The organism is Halobellus captivus (genome assembly GCF_003697845.1).
GTDB lineage: Archaea > Halobacteriota > Halobacteria > Halobacteriales > Haloferacaceae > Halorubrum > Halorubrum glutamatedens.
Genome location: NZ_RDQE01000022.1, coordinates 1 through 19,972 on the forward strand (window position 1 = coordinate 1; position 19,972 = coordinate 19,972).

Below are 19,972 nucleotides of genomic sequence, written 5' to 3' on the forward strand. Positions count from 1 at the left end.
GTTCCTCTTCACTCAGATGTTCGAGGTGATCTTTCGACGGTCCAGGCATAGTTCGTACTCACACTCTAACATTACAAATTTTTCGGCTATCACTACCGGTCCCTCTCTGCTTGCGTCGCCTGCGCGCTCCTCGCGGCTGCCCCTTTGAGTCCCACCCGAACCGCAACCGCACCTCACGCCTCCCCAGCCTCGGCGACGGGCCGGCGCGGGACCGCACCACGCTCGCGCCGGCCCGCCGCCTCCCTCGCGGGCTCCTCGCGCCCTGCCGGGCGCTCGGAGGCACGCCACCGCATCGGATCGGGAGAGTTACCGCCGGCGTCGTCACTGTTCGGTCGATAAACGAGAGAAGTCGGTCGTGTCGGACGCGGACCGATCCGCGTCGACTCTACTTGCCCTGGCGGTCGTTTCCGGTGACCGACGGGCGGGTCTTCTCGGTCCCTTTGCCGCGTTTGCGCTGGCCGCGGCCCTTGGTGCCGGCGGAGGTGAGCCCGCGGAACGCGCGACCCTTGTGGTCGTCCGAGCAGATCCAGTTGAGCTGCTCGTCGTTCTCGATCGCGGGGTGAGCGGGGTCCACCAGGATCACTTCGTGCCACTTCTGGGAGCCGTCCTCGCCGACCCAGTAGGAGTTGAGCACGCGCAGGTTGCGGTACTTCCGGGAGGCGCGCTCCTCCGCGATCCGCTGGATCGACTTGCGCCGCGAGAGCCGGTTGACGCCCTGCCGCTTCGAGCGGCGGCCGGCCTTGTGGCGCTGCTTGCGCGAGCCGCCCTTGCGGACGCTCACGCGGGCGACGATCACGCCCTGTTTCGCCTTGTAGCCCAGCTCGCGGGCCTTGTCCAGTCGGGTGGGGCGCTCGATCCGCTCGATCGCGCCCTGGTCGCGCCAGTCCTGTTTGCGCTGCCACTGGAGTTCCGCGAGTTTCCCCTCGTCGGGGGACCGCCATGCGTCCTTGATGTGTGAGTAGAAGCTTCGTGCCATCGTTTATGTCCACGGACGCTTACGATTCGGCCGGAACCCGGCCACATGTCGTCTCGTCCCGGGCGGGCGTTCGAACCCCCGTCCGGCGGCGAGTGCCCGCTGGACGTCCGTACCAGCGAGTTACCGCTCACTTCCGCCCGTTCGATCATAAGGGCTTCGCTCCGCGGCGGGCGTGTCGACGACTCGCACGGTAGGACAGGATCGTCTCCCGCCACGATGGGGTGATATCGACTCGCGTGTGCCGGGATCACGGGGCGACCGTACACTCGTCAGCGTTTTATATATTCTCCGGAGAATACTCGAGTATGCCCAAGATAAGCGTCGAGATACCCGGGGAGCTGTTGTCGGACCTCGACGAGCACGTCGGCGACGACGGGAAGTTCGTGAACCGAAGCGACGCCGTCCGGGCGTCGATCCGCAAGACGCTCGACACTCTCGACGAGATCGACGCGCGCCACGGTCGACTGGAGGACGACGGTGACGCGGATGAGTAACGGATCGACCGACGCCGGACCTGAGCGACTCTTCGCGGTCGACCCGCTCTCCCGGCCGGCCGTGGCGGCGGTGGGGCTCGTGGCGCTGTTCGTCACCGCGCTCGCCACCGCACAGGTCACCGCCGCGAAGGTGCTCGCGCTCTCGCTGCCGGTCGCGCTTCCCGTGGTCGGTCCCCAGATACTCCTGCCCGGCGCGGCGCTCGCGTACGCCGTCACCTTCTTCGCGTCCGACTGTCTGGCCGAACTGTACGGACGCCGGACGGCCCAGGTCGTCGTCAACGTGGGGTTCGCGATGAACTTCGTCGTGCTCGCGCTGGTGTGGTCGACGCTCGCCGCGCCGGGCGTCGATCCCGAGGTGTCCGGTGCCTTCGGCGTCGCGCTCGGACCGACGACCAACGTCGTCGCCGGCAGTCTGCTGGCGTACGTCGTCAGCCAGAACGTCGACGTCGTGCTCTTTCACGCGATCCGCGACCGGACCGGCCGGGCGAACCTCTGGCTTCGAAACCTCGCGTCGACCGCGACCAGCCAGGCGATCGACACGGTGATCTTCGTGTCGGTCGCGTTCCTCGTCGCGCCGACCCTCCTCGGCGTCGGGGACGCCCTGCCGCTCGCGGCGGTCGGCGCGCTGATCGCCGGCCAGTACCTCCTCAAGCTGCTGATCGCCGTCCTCGACACGCCGTTCGTCTACCTCGTCGTCGGCGCGGTCCGGGAGTAGCAACTTCATTCGTAGCAACTTCATTGCGAGGACTCACGCGACCGCGAGCGCCCGCGGGACCGCCTCCGGGAGGGCGGTCGAAACGCGGTCGAACCGGTCGCCGCCGTCCTTCGTGCGGTGGAGCCCGTGGTCGGCGAGCACCCATATTTCACCGTCGTCGGTCCCCGAGGCTAGAACTGCCCGGTAGGTTCCCTCGCCGGTCGGGACGCCCCGGTCGTCGAGCCGTTCCCAGGCCGCCGCGTCCCCGTTTTCGTCCGTTCGTCCCTGCCGCCGATACAGGTAGGCATCGCCCCGTCGGTGGGCGGCGTTCGCGCCGCTGGCGGCGCTGACGAGGACGCGGTCGGGGTCGCCGGGGTCGACGGCGAGCCCCCAGACGTAGCCGTGGTCCAGCCCCTCGGAAACGACCTCGAAGGACTCCCCCCGGTCGTCGCTCTCGGCGTAGCCGTCGCCGGCGGCGACGTACACCCGATCGGGGGCGTCCGGGTGGGTCGCGATCGTGTGGGTGTCCCGGCGCGATCCCGGCGGGCGATCGGTCCACGTGTCGCCGCCGTCGGAGGTGACGACGAGCGCCCCGGCCTCGATCCCGACGTACCACCGGTCCGGGTCGTCGGGGCAGGTCTCGATCCACCGGACGTGATGGGTGTTCGGACGGGGCGGGAACGACCACTCCGACGCGGAGGGAACGTCGGTCAGCCCCGCGACGCGCTCGATCGACGTGCCGCCGTCGGCCGTCCGGTACAGTCGCGAGGGCTCGGTCCCGACCCACGCCTCCGCCGGGTCGTGCGGGCTGACCGCGAGCGCGGTGACCGCGTCCGGGCCGGTTCCGTCCGGCCCGAGGGTCGTGGCAGCGATCCGCTCGAACGACTCGCCCGCGTCGACCGAGCGGTACAGGCCGTCGTCGAACGTCCCCGCGAACACGCGCTCGGGGACGTCCCGGTGGACCGCCACGCACTCCACGCGACGCCCGTCGAGGCGGTTCTCGACGCGTCCCGTGTCCGTGTCGACGACCCGCAGACCGTCGGGGTAGGCCGCGTACGCGTTCATACTCGCGACTACGGCGGGCGGGAAGATAAGCGTGGACGGCGCAAGAGACTTATCGGCCGAGGGAGTGGTAAGAGTACGCATGGATCTCCGCGTACAGGGGGACGTTCCCCCCGACCCGTTTCTCGGCGCCGCCGACCTGTTCGAAACCGAGTTCTCGCTCGAGGATCCCGTCTACGTCAAGGTTCGAGACGACCCCGACGAGCGGACGTGGGCCGGCCACTACGCCGACCACCACGTCCTCAACGTCTCCCGACGCGCCGCCACGAGCGCGATGGCCCGCGAGCTCGCGGTCCACGAGCTCTCGCACATGGCCCGGTACGAGGAGGGCCACGCCTCACACGTCCAGTCGACCGAGGAGGCGCTGTACCTCGGGCTCGCCGGCGAGACCGTCGAGCGGCGCAAGCTCGCGCACTGCTATCAGATCGCGAACCACATGAAGGACATCTACGCCGACGACATCACGCTCTCGGTCGCGCCCGCCGACAAGCTGGTCGGCTTCCTCGAGTCGACGCTGGCGGCCGCCGTCGCGGACCGACCGGACCCGAACCGGGCCGGGTCGCCGCCGGTGACCGCCGGGGCCGACCCCGACATCACCGCGGTGAACGCGGCGTTCGCGCTGGCGTTGGTCGAGCGACACGACCTCGCGGAGCCGAGCCACCGCCTGTACGACCTCGCGCGTGCGGCCGGAAGCGACGCCGCGGACGTCGACGTCGAGGGATTCAAGCGGCGGTTCCTCGATCTCGGGCCCGATCCCACCGAAAGCGCGTACCGGAAGGCGCTCGTCTCGGCCGCGCGAGCGTACGCGGTGTGAACGGAGGTGCTGGATACGTCGGCGAGAATCTCGGCGGGCCGGTCACTCCGGCTCGTCGACCGGGAGCCCCTCCGGATCGGAGTCTGCGGGCTCGTCGGGGGCCGCCTCGGCCTCGTCGAGGACGGTGACGCGCGCCTTCATGATCCGGGTGTTGTCGACGCGCTCGATGCGGATCCGGATGCCGTCGAACTCGATCTGTTCGCCCTCCTCGACGAGCCGACCCGCGCGGTTGAACACGAAGCCGGCGAGCGTCTCGAACTCCTCGCCCTCGGGGAGGTCGATGCCGAGCATCTCGTTGACCTCGTCGATGTTGACCTCCCCCTGCACGAACGCGACGTTCTCCTCGAGGAACTCGATCGGCTCGGGCTCGTCGCCCTCCAGGATGTCGCCGACGATCTCCTCGACCATGTCCTCCAAGGTGATGATCCCCTCCGTCGTTCCGAACTCGTCGATGACGATCACCATCTGGAGGCGGTTGTCCTGCATCTCCGCCAACAGCTCGTCGGCGTTCTTCGACTCCGGGACGTGAAGGGTGGGCTTGACCACCCGCTCGAGGGAGGGCTCGCCCTCGGAGTAGTGCAGCTCGCGGACCAGGTCGCGGACGCTGATGATGCCGACGATGTTGTCGAGGTTGCCGTCGTAGACGGGGACGCGCTCGTGGTCGGCGTGGACGCACTTCTGGATCGCCTCCTCGACGGTCGCCTGTTTCGCGACGGCGGTGACGTCGAGGCGGGGCGTCATCACCTCCTTGGCGATGGTGTTGTTGAACCGGAAGATGCGGTCGAGCATCTCGCGTTCCTCCTCCTCGATGACGCCCTCCTGTTCGCCCGTCTCGATGATGTCCTGGATCTCGTCGCGCGTGACGTACGTCGACTCGATGGCCGCCGAGCCCCCGATCACCGTGTTGATCGCCTGAACGATGCGATCGAAGAAGACGACGAGCGGATACAGCGCGTACTCCGAGAGCTTCAGCGGGCGAGCGATCCTGAGCGCCCACGACTCGGTGTTCTCGACGGCGTAGGACTTCGGGGCGCTCTCGCCGAAGACCAACACCAGCGTCGTAATGCCGAACGTCGTCGCCAGCACGGACTGTCCCCGCGAGAGGTAGATCCCGAACAGCGCGGTCGCGATGGAGGTCATCGCCACGTTGACGATGTTGTTCCCGACGAGGATGGTCACCAACAGCCGGTGGGGGTTCTCCTTCATGCTGCGGATCGTCTTCGCCCCCGGAACGCCCTCGTCGACGAGGCTGTCGACGCGGTGTTGCGGCAGCGAAAACATCGCGATCTCCGAGGAGGAGAAGAACCCCGAGAGGGCGATCAGGAGGATGATCGCGAGGATCCCGAGGAGGGTCACGGTGTTCTGTCCCGGTACCGGCAGCTGCAGCAGGCCGGCTGTCAGTACGCTTGACGACAAGCCCATTCTCGTTTTCCTTCTGGCGGCACGTAGTTAAAGGGTTACCTTCGACACGGATGGCCTCGGCCGTGGCGGGTCGGTGACCGAACCGTCGTGCTGTGATGGGGCGAGAGCCGAACCGTCGTGCTGCGTCGATGGAGAGCCGAATCGTCGTGCCGCGGCCGACACGGTTACTCTTCCCGCGGCCGAAACGGGACGCATGACGGACCCACAGATCACCCTGTACCGGCTCCAGGCGTGCCCGTACTGCGAGCGGGTCGTTCGGACGCTCGACCGCCTCGGCATCGAGTACCGGTCCCGCTACGTCGAGCCGATGCACTCCGAGCGGAACGTCGTCAAGCGCGTCTCGGGCGCGCGGAGCGTTCCGGCGATCGTCGACCGGGAGACGGGCGTGACCATGTCCGAGAGCGCCAACATCGTGGAGTACCTCGAGGGAACCTACGGCGTGGAGGCGGGTGCGTAATGCCGGAGTTCGACGTCGTCGAGCTGCCCGAGACGGACCACGTGACGGCGGGCGAGACGGCCCCCGAGTTCACCCGACCGCTCGTCGGCGAGGAGTTCTGGGAGGACCGCTCGCTCTCGGCCGTCGTCGACGGGCCGACGCTGCTCGTCTTCCACCCGATGGACGGCGCGTTCCAGACGACGTACGTCTACAACGAGATCGACGACCGCGGCTGGGCCGACACGCTTCCCGTGTACGGCGTCTCGATCTCCTCGCCGTACGAGCACAAGGACCTGCTCGCCGAGCGCGGCGACGGCGTCCGGGTCTTCTCGGACCCGAGTGCATCCGTCGTCGAGGCGTACGGCGTCGATCACGACGTCGACGGGATGGCGGGGATCACGGAGGCGCGTCCGGCCGTCTTCCTGCTCGACTCCGACCGCGTCGTCCGGTACGCCTGGGTGGGAAGCGAGCACCCCTCGTTCCCCGACTACGACGCGGTGGAGGCGGCGATCGACGACCTCCTCGAGTGAGCGTCCGGATCGCTTCGAGTGCGGACCCGACCGTCCGCGATGCGGACCTCCTCGGAGGGTCCCGGAGCGGCGCTTTTCGATCGATCTGACCCGCTATCCTTTTTCGGTCCCGTCGTCTACGTCGATCCGTGACCGACGACGCCGACACGGGGGACGAGGACCGCCGACTCGACGCCGGAGATCGCCGACTCGATACCGACGGGACCGGCCGCATCGACGGCGAGACCCTCCGGCGGGCCGCGGACGCGGTCGCGTCCGGCGGCCTCGTCGTCTACCCGACGGAGACCGTGTACGGGCTGGGCGCGGACGCCCTCGACGCGAGCGCGGTCGAGCGGGTGTTCGAGACCAAGGGCCGCGACCGCGACGATCCGCTCTCGCTCGGCATCGCGAGCGTCGACGCCGCGTTGGGACACACCCGACCGACCGCGCTCGCGACGGCGTTCATGCGGGCGTTCCTCCCGGGGCCGGTGACGGTCGTCGTCGAACGGGACCCGGCCGTTCCGGACGTGCTGACCGGCGGCCGCGACCGCGTCGGCGTGCGCGTCCCCGACCATCCGATCGCCCGCGTGCTCTTAGAGGAGACGGGACCGCTCACCGCCACCAGCGCGAACGTCTCCGGAAACGGCAGCGTCACCCGCGTCGCGGACCTCGACGAGCGTGTGCGCGACCGGGCCTCGGTCGTGATCGACGGCGGCGAGACGTCCGGCGCCGAGAGCACGGTCGTCGACCCCGAACGCGGCGAGATACACCGGCGCGGCGCGATGGCCGGCGCGGTCGAGGCGTGGCTCGCGGACCCGCCGGTGTGAGGTCGGGAGGACGGCGGGAAGGCTAGCGGACGGCGGAATCGGCGAAAAAGGGTTCAGACGGGGGTTCCGGTTACACCGAGAGGTCGCCCTTCGCCTTGATCACGTCGAGCGCCTCGGCGTCGACGGTGTCGACGTCGAGCCAGTGGGGGACGTACTCGCGTTTCTCGTAGGCCTCTCGCTCGTCGCGGGTGCCCACGGTACACCAGAGTTGCGGCTCGTCGGGGCCGTGCCACCCGCCCTGCGTGCTGATCCCGAAACAGATCAGCTCCTCGCCCTCGTACTCGATGATCGCGTCCCGACGGATGCCGGGGTCACCGCGGACGATGAGGTGTTGCATGTCTCGGCGTTGGCGGGTTCATCGCTTAATCGCTTCGGTACGGACGATCCATCTCCGTCAGGGGGTGCGGAACCGGAACCGCACTCGAAACGGTCGAATTTTGATCGTCACATTCGGGATCCTCACGTCCGATACCGACCCCTTCCGTGACTCGTCTCGCTCGAACGGTCGATACCGGGGGACCCTCACACCCTATCGTCCAGAACGAACCGATATAGAGAAACATACGATCATACCTATTCCAAATATAATCATCTATCAGGGACCGAATCGGGATAGATAATGATAATCGTCTATCCTGTCGAAAATCGTTAAGTGAGCCGGGAGCGGAGGGGACGGTAGAGAACGCGAGCGTCCATCGGACGGCTCGTCGACCACCGACCATGTCAGCAGACATCGACCCCGACGCGAACCGCCACGGAGCAGAGCCGACCGTCCGGACCCCCGAGGGAACGGGACTCGACGCGGTCGATCGCGACCACGACGAGGAGGGCGTGAGCGCCCCGGCCCCCGTCGACGAAGCGGACGCCGACACGGGTCCGGTCCCGGCCGCCGGGCTCTTCGAACGAGTGCTGGTCGTCACCGACGGCGCCGAGACCGGCGAGACGGCGGTCGAGACGGGAATCGACCTCGCGGCCGCACACGGCGCGACCGTGGACGCGCTGTACGTCGTCGACACGACCGAGGCGTGGGACATGGTCGTCGAGCGTCACGAACGCGAGGGCGAAGCCGCGGTCGAGGCCGCCGAGGCCCGCGGCCGCGAGCGCGGCGTCGACGTCGGGAAGTGGTTCCGGTACGGCACCGCCCACGAGGAGGTGCTCGACTTCGCCGACGCCCACGACGTCGACCTCGTCGTCCTCGGATCGGCCCGGCGGACCGGGCTCGAGCGGCTCGTCCGTCCCGAACCGCTCCCGACGCGGGTCCAACGCGACGGGTCGGTTCCCGTGTTGGTGGTCGGCGTCGACGAAGTCTGATCCCGTCGACGGAGAGATGTTGTACATCGACGTCAGGGGAGTCCCCTACCGTACGTCTGCTCTCAGTCAGTGGCCGCCGGCTCCCACAGCTCGCCCACTCTATCGTCGACCCACGGAAGTACGGTCTTCTCGACGACTCGCGTGAGATCCGGTGCGTACGCACGATCGACCGCGGCAGCCGTGCTGGCGTCCGGAAGCGGATGGAAGTGGTCTCGGGCGTTGTGCGGCTGATCGTGTCGATCCCATCGACATCGTCGTCGTTCGCCTGACCGAGATTCGAGATACGAGACGTGAAAGTCACCGTTCGTGTACGCGCGGAGTTCGATCGAAGCGTCGTCGATGTAACCCGCACCGCGATGTCGTCCTCGTTGATCTTTAGTTTGATGTCACCATCGGTGACGGCGTAGTCATCAACCGCGACCGCAATCCAAAATTCGATGTCTAGAAAGAGCGCCCGCTCGTTGATTAAGAGCTCTTTGAATTGACCGAAAGCTGTGGTAAGTCTAGATAGCTCTCACGTCCTGTTTCGTGGTACAGTATTTGTGTCGCCACGCTGCTCTCGTCTGCTATCCACGGATCTTCGGTTCCAGGGTGTGGATCAAATCGTGGGAAGTTGCTACTCGCAACATACAATCGAAGACGGTCCCCAGCGGGAACACAGTGGTGGATGTTCCACAGGTCAATCGTGAGCCGCATCGGTGTGTTTGGTAATACGTCAACTGATTTATCGCGTCCATGACGATATTGAGCGCGTTGAATACCTTCACAGAGATTGTAGGCTCGTCCATCCGAAGTTACGTGTACGAGTTTAGCGGTGAAATCCGTATCATGGGTATCAGTTGAGACGACGAGGGATGCTCTGACTGGCCCGGCAAATTCGGTAGTTTCGTCGAATCGAGGCGTAGTAAACGAGATGACATCGTTGCGCTCGTCGTACGCTGACTGCTCAAACATGCCAGGTGTAGCCGTCTCTGGATCACAACAAAGTGGTCCGCCACGAGTCGGGACAGGATTGTCGGGATCATGTTGATATGTAGTTGGTTGCATATCCTTCGGTGGTGGCGTTTCACGAAGGTGTCCGCCAGTCACGGTTTCAGTACTATCCCGGCCGTGGAGATATCGACGATTGATCCGTGTTTCTGTCGGAGGCCACGACGTGTGTTGCGTCCACGATCCAGCGTCCGGCTGAAGACAGTACGTCTCTATAAGGGGGTCATTGTGACAAAATTTGCCGGATGGGTCGTCACGTACATACGTATCAAAGAAGTCGAGATGGAGATCTACAAGACCATACTCATCGGCAGCGGCGTGTGAACCGAAATCAATCTCACCAATCTTTGAGGAGGTGTTTCTATGGCTCCACGGCCCAACGACTAAATGTTGGTCTCGATCTGTAGCATTGGACATTCCGCGATAATTCGTTATTGTACCATGCTGGCATAGTTCAAACCATCCTGTGATGTGAAGACCTGGGACATCCATTTGGTCGTAACGAAGTTCGGGATCGAACGAGCGCCAGAAGTCATCATAGGTGGGGCGGTTTACCCATTCCGACCAATGAGGCACAATATCCTCTGCCGAGAGATCTGACGGAAACGGGACATCCTTGAATACACGACTTGGGAGATCTACAAGCGGTCGAGAGGATGCGAATGTTGGGAGGTCATCGATGACTGCTTCACATGCTTGTCGGGCGGCTGAAGCGACGTCTTCGGAAAGCTGCTCACGACGTTCGAGACGAGAAATAGAGTGAGGACCGAGCCAACCGAACGACCAAGAGATGAGAGTAAGTGCGCTCATCGCGCCGTCTTGAAAGAAATCGGAGCGATGAAGATCTGAGGGAGTAAACATCGGTGCGATCGCCCGAAGGCCATCGGGTTGTTCGGCTGCGGTAAACAGCTGTACCTGTCCGGGAGAACTTGATCCGAAGGTACCGACGTTGCCGGTTGACCATGGTTGATCTGTGATCCACTCGACAGCTGTTCGCCCGTCCGTTGCTTCATGGACCCACGGCTTGAATTCGCCATTGCTCGCACCTCGTCCACGGACGTCCTCGTAGACGACAGCATAGCCGCGTCTCAGTGCAGCCATGGGGAGTTCTTCGAGAGGGAATTCCGGACGTTCGTACGGCGTCCGCTGTAGAAGTACCGGCACTTGGTTATTCGGACTACTCTCGTTCGGGCGGAATACTCGAAGTGCTAGTGTAGTCCCATCAGCGGCGTCACGAACCTGCTCAGTAGTGATGATCTCATCCCGCTTCGGGTCGGGTGAATCGCTCATGATCGTTCCTCACGTGCTGTTGATTTGTTATTCTGTGCCTCGTCGACGATCGACACGCCATAGGTTTCGCGGGCGGCCTTTTCAGAAACTTTCCCAAGTTTGACATTTCGACGGACACTCTCTGGGTCTCGTTCAGTGGCTTCCCCGAATCCACCGGCACCCGGTGTTCTGATGCTGACAATATCTCCATCGTGAAGTGTCCGTTTGGTCTTTGAGGGGAGATCCTGTTCGCCATCACTAGTGAGGAGCTTGTCATCACCAGTTTCACCATCGTGACCACCCTCGAGCCCATAAGGGCCATGCGTCCGCCGCTCAGACAGCAGACTAAACATCGCGTCGTGGCCCCTAACTTCGATGTCGCGGCGGAGTCCAAGGCCGCCACGCTGCTTGCCGGCACCCCCCGTATCCGCTCGAAGTTCGTATCGCTTCACTGCAAGTGGGTAGGCAGTCTGAAGTACCTCTGCTGGCGTGTTCATCGTATTGCTCATATGGACGTGAACGCCATCCATTCCGTCACCGCTTGCCCGGGCACCGAAGCCACCACCTTGCGTCTCGTAGAATGCGTAGGGGCTGCCATCTCGCGGATCCGTTCCACCGAAGGTCACATTATTCATCGTGCCTTGGTGAGCAGCAGTTGCGCGTTCGGGTACGAGTTCACCAAGTGCGCCAAGTACGACATCTGTGACACGCTGTGATACTTCAAGATTCCCACCGACCACCGCGGCCGGTGGCTTGGCATTGACGACGGTGCCAGAAGGTGCGTTAATCTCGATCGGGCGGTAGCACCCATTGTTCGGCGGGATATCTGGATCGGTTAGACATCGGATCGCATAGTAGGTCGCCGAGGCAGTAACGGCAAACACTGCGTTTACAGCTCCCTTTGTTTGCGGATCTGTCCCCTCAAAATCAACAGTGACCTCATCATCGTCGATCGATACGCTAGCCTTGATACCGATATTCTCCGTCCCTTGGCCGTCATCATCAAGCACGTCGGCAAAGGAGACAGTCCCATCTGGAAGCTCCTGTATCTCCGATCGCATCCGTCGTTCGGAGTAGTCTTGGATCTCATCGATAGCCTCCGAAAGTGTCTCTGTACCGTACTTTTCGGCAAGTCCCTGTAGTCGGTTGCGTGCCGTCTCGTTGGCAGCCGCCTGTGCCCGTAGATCGCCCCTGCGTTCGTCCGGCGTTCGGACGTTCGCCAGGATCATCCCCATAATGTCTTCAACGACATCACCGCCCTCATACAGCTTTACCGGTGGAATCCGAAGGCCTTCTTGGTAGATCTCTGTCGAATCGGCGGCAACGCTCCCGGCTGTTGATCCCCCGATATCTGCGTGGTGTGCACGATTTGCCGCGAAAGCGATTAACTCTCCGTCCACGAAGACGGGTGTGACAAGCGTGAGATCGGGCAAATGTGCGCCACCCCGAAACGGATCGTTGAGCATGATCGAGTCACCAGGAGAGAGCGTCTCCGGTGGGTATGCGTCGAGCGCGGCAGCGACGGAAAATGGCATTGCGCCAAGGTGGACTGGCATATTCTCCGCTTGACTGATCATTTCTCCATCGGCGTCAAACACTGCACACGAGCAGTCACGACGCTCCTTGATGTTTGGTGAGTAGCCCGTTCTGATCAGGTTCGCATTCATCTCCTCGCTGATCGCCGTCGCTGCATTCCGGATGACTTCGAGCGTGATCGGATCAACGCTCATGGATTCACCTCGATAATAATCGTCCCAAATTCATCTACGGTTACGTCCTGTCCAGGGTGTACCACGACAGTGCTTTCAGATCCTTCGACGATCGCGGGGCCCTCGAAGGTCGTTTCTGGTCCCAGATGTGCTCGATCATAGACCCGAGTTTCGTGATATGTCTCGTCATATCGTATTTCACGTGTATCAGTGATCGCGCCGGCTGCGGTCCCGGTTCCGTCAGTTGCGGTCAATTCAGGGACATCGACAAGTCCTCGAGCCCGAAGTCGTACGGTTACGAGTTCGATCGACTCTGCGGGTGAGGCGTGACCGTAGCGGCGCTCATGGAGTTCATGGAATCGTTCGGCAACCTGTTCCAACGTTTCGGGTGTGATCGTATTGTTTTCGACAGGGACTGTGATCTCGAAGGACTGCCCGACGTACCGGACATCGACAGCGCGCTCGAAATCGACACGATCATCCGTATATCCGGTGGAAGCAAGTCGATCTCTCCCTTCTTGCTCGAATTCGGTGAACACCGCTTCTAATGATTCGGCATCAATCTCTGTCCACGACCGTACCATCGATGTGCTGAAATCATGGAGAAGATCTGTGATCAACAATCCGAGTGCCGAGAGAACACCCGCAGTCCGCGGGACGAACACCCGTGGTACCTCCAGTTCGGATGCGAGCTTGGCTGCATGGAGTGGACCAGCACCTCCGAACGCTACGAGGCCGAATTCACGTGGATCGTGTCCTTGTTCGACTGAGACAACCCGTAGCGCTCGTTCCATATTTGCGTTTGCGACATCAAGAATTCCTTGTGCTGCCTCTGGGACTGAGAGACCGAGCGGATCTGCGAGCGACTCGCATATCGCCGCCTCCACGAGATCGAGGTCCGCCTCTAGTTCGTCTGAGAGGAGATTCTCAGGATCCAACCGACCGAGGTACAGATGAGCGTCAGTCACAGTCGGCTCAGTACCACCTCGACCGTAACAGACTGGCCCTGGCATAGCGCCGGCAGATTTCGGGCCCACTCGTAGTGCGCCTCCGGTGTCGATCCAGCCAATTGAGCCTCCTCCGGCTCCAATGCTATGGACTGACACCATCGGCACAGTTACTGGATATTCACCGATATCAAGGTCCGTTGTAATCAGCGGTTCGCCGTCCGTGACAACGGAGACATCACACGACGTTCCCCCCATATCCATCGTCAATACGTCATCGACACCACGCAGACCAGCAATGTGTGCGGCTCCCTGAACGCCCGCGGCCGGCCCTGAAAGTAATGTGTTGATCGGCTGTGTTCGAGCTCTATCTGCATCGATAATCCCACCGTTCGACTGCATGATCTGTAGCTCCGTGTCGAACCCTTCTTCGGTCAGCCTATCATCGAGTCGACCGAGATAGCGATCCATTACAGGTTTGAGTGCCGCATTTAGCGACGTTGCGAGTGTCCGTTCATACTCGCGAATTTCCGGGAGCACGTCACTCGAAGTAGAGATAGAGACATCATCAAGCATGCTTTCGATCCGTGCGGCGACTGTTTGCTCATGTTCGTCATTCTCGTAGGCAAACAGTAGTGAAACTGCGACGCTGTCAAGGTCCCGCTCAGAGAGGTGTTCGATCACACTATCGACTGCGTCGTGATCAAGCGGCTGTTCAATGTTTCCGCGCTCGTCAAGGCGACCCGGAACACCGAATCGCTTGTCTCTAGAAACGATTGGCTCCGGCTTCGTTACCTCAAAATCGTAGATGTCTGGTCGAGCCTGTCGGCCGATTTCTAGTACATCACGGAAGCCTTCGTTCGTGATAAGTGCGGTGTCAGCCCACTCTCGTTCGAGAACTGCGTTCGTCGCGACTGTCGTTCCATGGGCGAAGAACTCAACAGCCTCCGGTTCGATGCCAGTCGTGGAACGACTTTTAGTCAGCCCATTGATTACCCCCTCATCGGGTGAATCTGGTGTTGATGGGCTCTTTGTGACTGAGACTGTTCCATTCTGGACGGTGACAACATCAGTGAACGTTCCGCCGACATCGACACCAATTCGTGGTGCCTCCTCACTCATGATATCCACCTACAATGGTGGTGTTATGAATATGCATGTGCTCTGATCACATGGTCCCAGTGATCCATCAAAAGGGTTGTTGAGAACTATGAATACCAGGTATGAAGTCGTATGACTGCCAGTGGTAGCACTAGCAGATCATTCATAGTCCGTATAAAAAAAAGTTTGACTCACTTTTCTGAGACAATGACTTTCGATACTCCTTGTTCAATCTCGATATCAAAGGGAAGATCGACGACACTCTTCTGGATGAATCGCATCATGAACCAACGAACTTGCCGTGAGGGAAACACCACGTGGTACGTAGTGTCATCACTCTGACGGACGGTAAGGAATCCACAAAGAGACATCCAGTCGAGTAATTCGCCAATATCGTTAAATCGATCCTCGTATTCCTTGGCGTGATACTCCGATACTGAGTCGACGTGATCGAAAAATTCTTGTGGCGGATCGCCATCCTCGTCTTCGACATAATTGAGTATCGCGTGGAGAAAATCAATGTCTAACATAACATGTTCACCTTTCGAGAGCATTCGATGGTACTCTTCGAGGCGGACGTCTCTCCCTTCTTGTGCGGCCGACAAGTTCTCTGCGTAGAACTGTAGTGCTTGACGAACTACCTCACTCTGTTTTGATCCCGTCTCTTCGACGAGTGAATCCAGCGCTTCGTTTGCTGGTTCATCAAGCGAGACCGTAATCCGATTACTAACCATGACTACACAATAGCACAGTCGATACAAATACCCGTTGTAGAACAGAGACTTTTCGGCCCAGAAATGGACCTATCTCTCTTCGGTAGCTACTGCGATACTTCGACGAACAGCTTCTGTCTGTAAATCCAGCGGCATACTGGGTGGAACAGTGCCAGCAGAGACATATGCGTCGGCGGATTCGATCGCAAGTGCTGGCGAGAACGGTAAGTGGATGAATCCGGAGTCGAGATCAAGATCGTTTTGTATGGCGTACTCTCGGACAGAGTACAGCGCATTATTACAGAGATGCGTTCCTGCGGTGTTCGAGATACGGCTGGGGATGTCTCCATCCGCTAGATCTCTGACGATCTTCGTGACGGGAATCGTTGCGAAGTGTGCATCAGATCCATCCGCCTCGATCGGCTCATTTTCAGGTTCAACCCCGACATTGTCGGGAACACCCGTACCACTATTGACGTTAATTCCGATACGTTCAATATTGATTGCTGTACGCTCGGGAGCGAGTCCGAGTGAGATGACGATATCTGGGTCGAGTTCGTTAATACGGTCACATAGTAGTTCATTCGTGTGTTCGAACTCGACAGGGAATACTTCCCCGACTACGTCGCTGCCGGCGATCTGCTCTCCATCAAGGCGGTTGGCGATCGTCTCGCTAGGGTTCGTCTCGTAATCATCGAACGGTTCGTAGCCTGTGAGTAGTGTGGTTGTCATTGTGGTTGTGGATCTGCGGGTACGTGTTTCGGGTCGACTTCATGACACTCGACGTATCGGGATGCATCCCCTTCTGTCGGAACCATACGCCATTCGGGTTCTATACGTTTACATTCTTCTGTGGCAACTGGACACCGGGGGTGAAACCGGCAGCCGCTTGGAACATCAATCGGGTCTGGTACTTCACCCTCGATATCCGCAGGATCAAACTCTTCGTAGGGTGTCGGACTCGGAATACTCTCGATGAGCGCCTTAGAGTAGGGATGTTTTGGGTCCATGATCATCTCATCAGCGTCGCCAATTTCAACGAGACGACCAAGATACATTACTCCGACTCGGTCGCTGAGATATCGAGCAACGCTGAGATCGTGGGTAATGACAAGGAACGAGAGATCCCGTTCGTTACGTAACTCCTCCATCAGATCGAGAACCCGCGCTCGTATACTGGTATCGAGCATGCTTGTCGGCTCATCTGCCACGACAAACGAAGGTTCGAGCACGAGAGACCGTGCGAACGAAACTCGTTGGAGCTGACCACCGCTCATCTCCTCCGGATATCGGTCAAGGAAGTCGGAAACAGGTGACAGACCAACATCTTCGAGTGCGTCAACGACACGCGCCTCCGCTTCGGTTCGCGACATTCCATGGATCTCGAGCGGTTGTCGGACCAACTGTCGAACCGTCTTTTTCGGGTTGAGACTCTGGAACGGATCCTGAAAGACGATCTGCATCTCTTTACGAAGATCACGCATTTCGTCATCAGGGAGTTCGGTAATATCCGTTCCGTGAAATTCGATAGATCCTGCTGTTGGTTCGATGAGTCGAAGTAGCGATTTACCGAGCGTCGTCTTCCCACAACCGGATTCACCGACGATGCTTACGATCTCGCCCCGGTCAAGCGAAAGACTGACTCCGTCGACTGCCCGGACGGCTTTGTCCTTACCAAGGAGCGATCCGACCCAGCCAGTGCTTTGTGAAAAGTGCTTTTCGAGGTCTTTGATTTCCAAAAGGGTCTCAGTCTCCGACATCACCGAGACACCTCTTCAGAGTGGAAGCACGCGGCGAGGTGCTCTGTAGACTCATTTTTCGGTTCAAACGCCGGCATTTGAGCGGAGCATTCCTCGGTTGCGAGGTCACACCGATCTGCGAATCGACATCCATCCGGTGGGTTCCGTAGATCAGGTGGAACTCCAGGAATGTTTTCAACCTGCTTTGGTGGTCGTTGAGGATCGATGATACTGCCGAACAGTTTGGCGGTATAGGGATGTTGTGGATCCTCAAAGATATTTTCAGCGGAGCTACGCTCAACCATATTCCCAGCATACATAACACCGATATCGTCGGAAACCTTCATGATCGCTGCGAGATTGTGTGAGATAACAACCATCCCGAAATTAAACTCCTCTTGGAGATCAAGTAGCATACGGAGTACCTTCGCTTGTACGACAACATCAAGCGCAGTAGTCGGCTCATCCGCAATAAGCAGGTCTGGCTCACAGGAGATGGCCATCGCGATCGCTGCTCGTTGTTTCATTCCTCCACTGAGCTCGTGTGGATAGCGGTCAGCAACTCCCGGATCGAGATCGACTTTTTGTAGTAGTTCCTCAATGCGCTCTCGACGCTGATTTTTCGGGACAACATCATGTTTGGCAAGCGCCTCTCGAATTTGCGTATCAATGGTTTTGACTGGATTGAACGCGTTTTGTGCCCCTTGATATATCATTGATATCCGATTCCACTGTATTTTTTTGATTTCTTTCTTTTTGAACGTCGTTAGATCTTGGCCGTCAAAATAGACTGAGCCATCAACGATGGATCCCTGTGGGGGGAGCGCTCGGAGCAAACTCAAGCCCACGGTACTCTTTCCACAGCCGCTTTCTCCCACTAATCCGATCGTTTGGCCACGGGAGACGGTGAATGAAACGTTTTCAGCTGCCTGTACCACGCTATCTACATCGTCCGTTTCGTAGTGAGTAGTGAGCCCCTCAACTGAGAGGATCGGCTCATCACTCGGAGCAGAGCGTTGGTTCATGAGTTCTGATTCCGTCATGGTTAATCCCACCCCCAAGTACGACGCTGTAACCGTGGGTTGAGTACTTCATCTAGTGCGGTCCCAAGTAGCGTGAAGCCGAATGCTGTCACTACAATACCGAGTCCAGGGAAGATCATCCACCACCACGCGCCAAGACTGAGTGCACCTTCAGTCTGTGCGAAGTATAGCATCGTCCCCCAAGAGATCCGTGTTGGATCTCCTAGGCCAAGGAACGAAACAGCAGCTTCCATGAGAATCGTGAATACCACTTGGAGCACACCGTTCGCAAAAACAACTGGTAGCACGTTAGGGAGTACTTCATCTTTCATGATCGTGAAATCCGTTGCACCCAACGCACGAGTCGATTCAACGAACTCGTTTTCTCGGACACTGATCGCTTTCGCCTTGATTGTTCGAGCTGGGATCGGCCACGACAGCAGTGCCAGTATCACAATAATATTGAATACCGTACTTCCGATGTACGCTGCAAAGACGATCACCAACACGAACGGTGGGAAGACAAGGCTCATGTCGATGGCTGTCGTCAGCCAGCGCCCAGTACGACCGCGGTAGTATCCTGCCGGGACGCCGATGAGTGTTGCCACGACCGTCGCGACGATACCAGCAGCGATACCGACCGTCAACGAAATTCGACCGCCGTACAGGAACATCGAGAAGACGTCACGTCCGAGGTCATCCGTCCCCATCAGATGCTCCCCAGTTGGTGGTTCAAGACGAGGGCCGATACCGAGCGCCTCTGGGTCATACGGAGCGATCAGCGGAGCAGCAAATGAGATGAAGACCATCGTGCCGACAAGCGTGAGCCCAGCAAGCCCTTTTTTGTTTGAGAGAAGGCCGATTAGAACACGCTTCACCGACTCTAGCAACTCACGGGTCGATTCAAAACGGTCAGTTTGGACGGTTATTTCCGTTTTAGACATGGTTAGGACCCTCCAACTCGGGGATCGAGGAACGCGTATAGCAGGTCAGCGATCAGCATCGCGGTCAACACGGTGAGCGTCAAGAGGAAGAACGTACCTTGGATCAGTGGGAAGTCCCGTGCAAGTACGGCTTCAAACATTAACTGTCCCATTCCGGGGTACGAGAAGACCGCTTCGACGAGGATCGCACCTCCTACCAATCGACCGATTTGGAAGCCGAGTTGCGTAATGACCGGTAGTACCGCTGGTGGGACGGCATGTCGAAACAGAACCTCTCGATCGGAGAGTCCCTTCGTCTGAGCGATCGTGATATAGTTTTCTGGGAGAATATCGAGCAGACTAGCTCGCATCAAGAAGGTGTATCCTGCAACGAAGTACGCTGAGAGCGTCACGATCGGTAATACGGAGTGATAAATCAGATCGGCCAGATAGTCCAACAATCCGGTGTACTCAGTTCCAGCAGCCGAGACACCCCCCAGTGGGAAGATCGGTATGAGGTATCCGAACACGAACAACATGAGGATCGCCAACCAGAACGTTGGGATCGACCGAAAGAACAGAGATCCCTGGGTGATGAGAACGTCCTGCCGCTGCCCGAACTTCCACGCTCCAAAGGCACCTAATGGAACGCCAATCGCGACGCTCAAAGAGACGCTTGCCCCCATCAGGAACAAGGTCCGTGGGAGCCGTTCCATCATTAATTCGAATACCGGTGTCGGATATCGTGAGAAGGAGAGACCGAAATCACCGGTCAGCGTATTGATGAGATACAATAGGAATTGTTCCCACATCGGCTCGTTCAACCCAAATTGTTCTAGCATCTGCTGTCGGGCTTCCTCGGTAAATCCCGGGCCGACAAATTGTGTCGTCGGATCGCCAGGCATGACCCGAGGAATGGCGAAATTAATCACCAGTAACGCACAGAATGCGACGGTGAAATGCCCAAGCCGTCGGACGAGGAATTCCGATTTCGATTCGGTAGTTGCCATTAAA

At 59.8% G+C, this 19,972-nt stretch carries 20 protein-coding genes; 7 read left to right on the forward strand and 13 right to left on the reverse strand.

The features are described 5' to 3' along the window. Positions 1 to 385: 385 nt before the first annotated feature. Complete coding sequence (locus EAO78_RS16685) at positions 386 to 976, reverse strand: 50S ribosomal protein L15e (protein WP_122106910.1); 591 nt, start codon at positions 974 to 976, stop codon at positions 386 to 388. A gap of 305 nt (positions 977 to 1,281) precedes the next feature. On the opposite strand from EAO78_RS16685, the gene EAO78_RS16690 reads away from it, so the two are divergent. Both EAO78_RS16690 and EAO78_RS16695 read left to right on the forward strand, forming a co-directional pair. Next, positions 1,282 to 1,470, forward strand: a complete 189-nt coding sequence (locus EAO78_RS16690; protein ID WP_122106911.1) for a ribbon-helix-helix domain-containing protein — start codon at positions 1,282 to 1,284, stop codon at positions 1,468 to 1,470. After that, a complete protein-coding gene (locus EAO78_RS16695) occupies positions 1,463 to 2,185 on the forward strand; it encodes a queuosine precursor transporter (protein WP_122106935.1) in 723 nt (240 codons plus the stop codon). Before EAO78_RS16690 ends, EAO78_RS16695 begins: the two co-directional genes overlap by 8 nt. A gap of 33 nt (positions 2,186 to 2,218) precedes the next feature. Here the strand turns inward: EAO78_RS16695 and EAO78_RS16700 are convergent, their stop codons facing one another. Next, on the reverse strand, positions 2,219 to 3,229 hold the full coding sequence (locus EAO78_RS16700) for a WD40/YVTN/BNR-like repeat-containing protein (RefSeq protein ID WP_122106912.1): 1,011 nt from the start codon (positions 3,227 to 3,229) through the stop codon (positions 2,219 to 2,221). 79 nt (positions 3,230 to 3,308) lie between these two features. Between EAO78_RS16700 and EAO78_RS16705 the strand changes: the two genes are divergently transcribed. Next, the gene (locus tag EAO78_RS16705) at positions 3,309 to 4,040 is read left to right on the forward strand and encodes a DUF5781 family protein (protein WP_122106913.1); all 732 of its coding nucleotides are present in this window, start codon (positions 3,309 to 3,311) and stop codon (positions 4,038 to 4,040) included. A gap of 42 nt (positions 4,041 to 4,082) precedes the next feature. Here EAO78_RS16705 and EAO78_RS16710 read toward each other — a convergent pair whose 3' ends face one another. Continuing rightward, positions 4,083 to 5,462, reverse strand: a complete 1,380-nt coding sequence (locus EAO78_RS16710) for a hemolysin family protein (RefSeq protein ID WP_122106914.1) — start codon at positions 5,460 to 5,462, stop codon at positions 4,083 to 4,085. Between the two features lie 193 nt (positions 5,463 to 5,655). Here EAO78_RS16710 and EAO78_RS16715 point away from each other — a divergent pair, with 193 nt between their 5' ends. The 3 genes from EAO78_RS16715 (at position 5,656) to EAO78_RS16725 (ending at position 7,234) form a co-directional block, all read left to right on the forward strand. Further along, positions 5,656 to 5,919 (forward strand): glutaredoxin family protein, encoded by a 264-nt coding sequence (locus tag EAO78_RS16715; RefSeq protein ID WP_122106915.1) that lies wholly within the window; start codon positions 5,656 to 5,658, stop codon positions 5,917 to 5,919. Then, positions 5,919 to 6,428, forward strand: coding sequence for a redoxin domain-containing protein (locus EAO78_RS16720; RefSeq protein WP_122106916.1), 510 nt, complete (start codon positions 5,919 to 5,921; stop codon positions 6,426 to 6,428). Before EAO78_RS16715 ends, EAO78_RS16720 begins: the two co-directional genes overlap by 1 nt. Positions 6,429 to 6,640: 212 nt before the next feature. Further along, positions 6,641 to 7,234, forward strand: coding sequence for an L-threonylcarbamoyladenylate synthase (locus tag EAO78_RS16725; RefSeq protein WP_122106936.1), 594 nt, complete (start codon positions 6,641 to 6,643; stop codon positions 7,232 to 7,234). Between the two features lie 70 nt (positions 7,235 to 7,304). Here the strand turns inward: EAO78_RS16725 and EAO78_RS16730 are convergent, their stop codons facing one another. Further along, positions 7,305 to 7,571 (reverse strand): HAH_0734 family protein, encoded by a 267-nt coding sequence (locus tag EAO78_RS16730; RefSeq protein WP_122106917.1) that lies wholly within the window; start codon positions 7,569 to 7,571, stop codon positions 7,305 to 7,307. A gap of 383 nt (positions 7,572 to 7,954) precedes the next feature. On the opposite strand from EAO78_RS16730, the gene EAO78_RS16735 reads away from it, so the two are divergent. Beyond that, on the forward strand, positions 7,955 to 8,545 hold the full coding sequence (locus EAO78_RS16735) for a universal stress protein (protein WP_122106918.1): 591 nt from the start codon (positions 7,955 to 7,957) through the stop codon (positions 8,543 to 8,545). A gap of 465 nt (positions 8,546 to 9,010) precedes the next feature. Here EAO78_RS16735 and EAO78_RS16745 read toward each other — a convergent pair whose 3' ends face one another. The 9 genes from EAO78_RS16745 to EAO78_RS16785 form a co-directional block, all read right to left on the reverse strand. Next, positions 9,011 to 10,825 carry a CocE/NonD family hydrolase gene (locus tag EAO78_RS16745; RefSeq protein ID WP_122106919.1) on the reverse strand — a complete coding sequence of 605 codons (1,815 nt, stop codon included), beginning with the start codon at positions 10,823 to 10,825 and terminating at the stop codon, positions 9,011 to 9,013. Continuing rightward, complete coding sequence (locus tag EAO78_RS16750) at positions 10,822 to 12,534, reverse strand: hydantoinase B/oxoprolinase family protein (RefSeq protein WP_122106920.1); 1,713 nt, start codon at positions 12,532 to 12,534, stop codon at positions 10,822 to 10,824. The genes EAO78_RS16745 and EAO78_RS16750 overlap by 4 nt, the downstream gene beginning before the upstream one ends. Next, entirely contained in the window at positions 12,531 to 14,582 is a 2,052-nt protein-coding gene (locus EAO78_RS16755) for a hydantoinase/oxoprolinase family protein (protein WP_122106921.1), read from the reverse strand. Before EAO78_RS16755 ends, EAO78_RS16750 begins: the two co-directional genes overlap by 4 nt. 170 nt (positions 14,583 to 14,752) lie before the next feature. Next, on the reverse strand, positions 14,753 to 15,295 hold the full coding sequence (locus tag EAO78_RS16760) for a ribbon-helix-helix protein, CopG family (RefSeq protein ID WP_122106922.1): 543 nt from the start codon (positions 15,293 to 15,295) through the stop codon (positions 14,753 to 14,755). 69 nt (positions 15,296 to 15,364) lie between these two features. Then, a complete protein-coding gene (locus tag EAO78_RS16765; protein ID WP_122106923.1) occupies positions 15,365 to 16,006 on the reverse strand; it encodes a pyroglutamyl-peptidase I in 642 nt (213 codons plus the stop codon). Beyond that, positions 16,003 to 17,034 carry an ABC transporter ATP-binding protein gene (locus EAO78_RS16770; protein ID WP_122106924.1) on the reverse strand — a complete coding sequence of 344 codons (1,032 nt, stop codon included), beginning with the start codon at positions 17,032 to 17,034 and terminating at the stop codon, positions 16,003 to 16,005. Before EAO78_RS16770 ends, EAO78_RS16765 begins: the two co-directional genes overlap by 4 nt. After that, the gene (locus EAO78_RS16775; protein WP_122106925.1) at positions 17,034 to 18,056 is read right to left on the reverse strand and encodes an ABC transporter ATP-binding protein; all 1,023 of its coding nucleotides are present in this window, start codon (positions 18,054 to 18,056) and stop codon (positions 17,034 to 17,036) included. Before EAO78_RS16775 ends, EAO78_RS16770 begins: the two co-directional genes overlap by 1 nt. Before the next feature lie 2 nt (positions 18,057 to 18,058). Next, the gene (locus tag EAO78_RS16780) at positions 18,059 to 18,979 is read right to left on the reverse strand and encodes an ABC transporter permease (RefSeq protein ID WP_122106926.1); all 921 of its coding nucleotides are present in this window, start codon (positions 18,977 to 18,979) and stop codon (positions 18,059 to 18,061) included. A gap of 2 nt (positions 18,980 to 18,981) precedes the next feature. Next, positions 18,982 to 19,968 carry an ABC transporter permease gene (locus EAO78_RS16785; RefSeq protein ID WP_122106927.1) on the reverse strand — a complete coding sequence of 329 codons (987 nt, stop codon included), beginning with the start codon at positions 19,966 to 19,968 and terminating at the stop codon, positions 18,982 to 18,984. Between the last annotated feature and the right edge of the window lie 4 nt (positions 19,969 to 19,972).

Excerpts from the sequence above, each read along its gene's own strand:
- EAO78_RS16685 (WP_122106910.1), bottom strand. The coding sequence starts at position 976 with ATGGCACGAAGCTTCTACTCACACATCAAGGACGCATGGCGGTCCCCC.
- EAO78_RS16690 (WP_122106911.1), top strand. The coding sequence starts at position 1,282 with ATGCCCAAGATAAGCGTCGAGATACCCGGGGAGCTGTTGTCGGACCTC.
- EAO78_RS16695 (WP_122106935.1), top strand. The coding sequence starts at position 1,463 with ATGAGTAACGGATCGACCGACGCCGGACCTGAGCGACTCTTCGCGGTC.
- EAO78_RS16700 (WP_122106912.1), bottom strand. The coding sequence starts at position 3,229 with ATGAACGCGTACGCGGCCTACCCCGACGGTCTGCGGGTCGTCGACACG.
- EAO78_RS16705 (WP_122106913.1), top strand. The coding sequence starts at position 3,309 with ATGGATCTCCGCGTACAGGGGGACGTTCCCCCCGACCCGTTTCTCGGC.
- EAO78_RS16710 (WP_122106914.1), bottom strand. The coding sequence starts at position 5,462 with ATGGGCTTGTCGTCAAGCGTACTGACAGCCGGCCTGCTGCAGCTGCCG.
- EAO78_RS16715 (WP_122106915.1), top strand. The coding sequence starts at position 5,656 with ATGACGGACCCACAGATCACCCTGTACCGGCTCCAGGCGTGCCCGTAC.
- EAO78_RS16720 (WP_122106916.1), top strand. The coding sequence starts at position 5,919 with ATGCCGGAGTTCGACGTCGTCGAGCTGCCCGAGACGGACCACGTGACG.
- EAO78_RS16730 (WP_122106917.1), bottom strand. The coding sequence starts at position 7,571 with ATGCAACACCTCATCGTCCGCGGTGACCCCGGCATCCGTCGGGACGCG.
- EAO78_RS16735 (WP_122106918.1), top strand. The coding sequence starts at position 7,955 with ATGTCAGCAGACATCGACCCCGACGCGAACCGCCACGGAGCAGAGCCG.
- EAO78_RS16745 (WP_122106919.1), bottom strand. The coding sequence starts at position 10,825 with ATGAGCGATTCACCCGACCCGAAGCGGGATGAGATCATCACTACTGAG.
- EAO78_RS16750 (WP_122106920.1), bottom strand. The coding sequence starts at position 12,534 with ATGAGCGTTGATCCGATCACGCTCGAAGTCATCCGGAATGCAGCGACG.
- EAO78_RS16755 (WP_122106921.1), bottom strand. The coding sequence starts at position 14,582 with ATGAGTGAGGAGGCACCACGAATTGGTGTCGATGTCGGCGGAACGTTC.
- EAO78_RS16760 (WP_122106922.1), bottom strand. The coding sequence starts at position 15,295 with ATGGTTAGTAATCGGATTACGGTCTCGCTTGATGAACCAGCAAACGAA.
- EAO78_RS16765 (WP_122106923.1), bottom strand. The coding sequence starts at position 16,006 with ATGACAACCACACTACTCACAGGCTACGAACCGTTCGATGATTACGAG.
- EAO78_RS16770 (WP_122106924.1), bottom strand. The coding sequence starts at position 17,034 with ATGTCGGAGACTGAGACCCTTTTGGAAATCAAAGACCTCGAAAAGCAC.
- EAO78_RS16775 (WP_122106925.1), bottom strand. The coding sequence starts at position 18,056 with ATGACGGAATCAGAACTCATGAACCAACGCTCTGCTCCGAGTGATGAG.
- EAO78_RS16780 (WP_122106926.1), bottom strand. The coding sequence starts at position 18,979 with ATGTCTAAAACGGAAATAACCGTCCAAACTGACCGTTTTGAATCGACC.
- EAO78_RS16785 (WP_122106927.1), bottom strand. The coding sequence starts at position 19,968 with ATGGCAACTACCGAATCGAAATCGGAATTCCTCGTCCGACGGCTTGGG.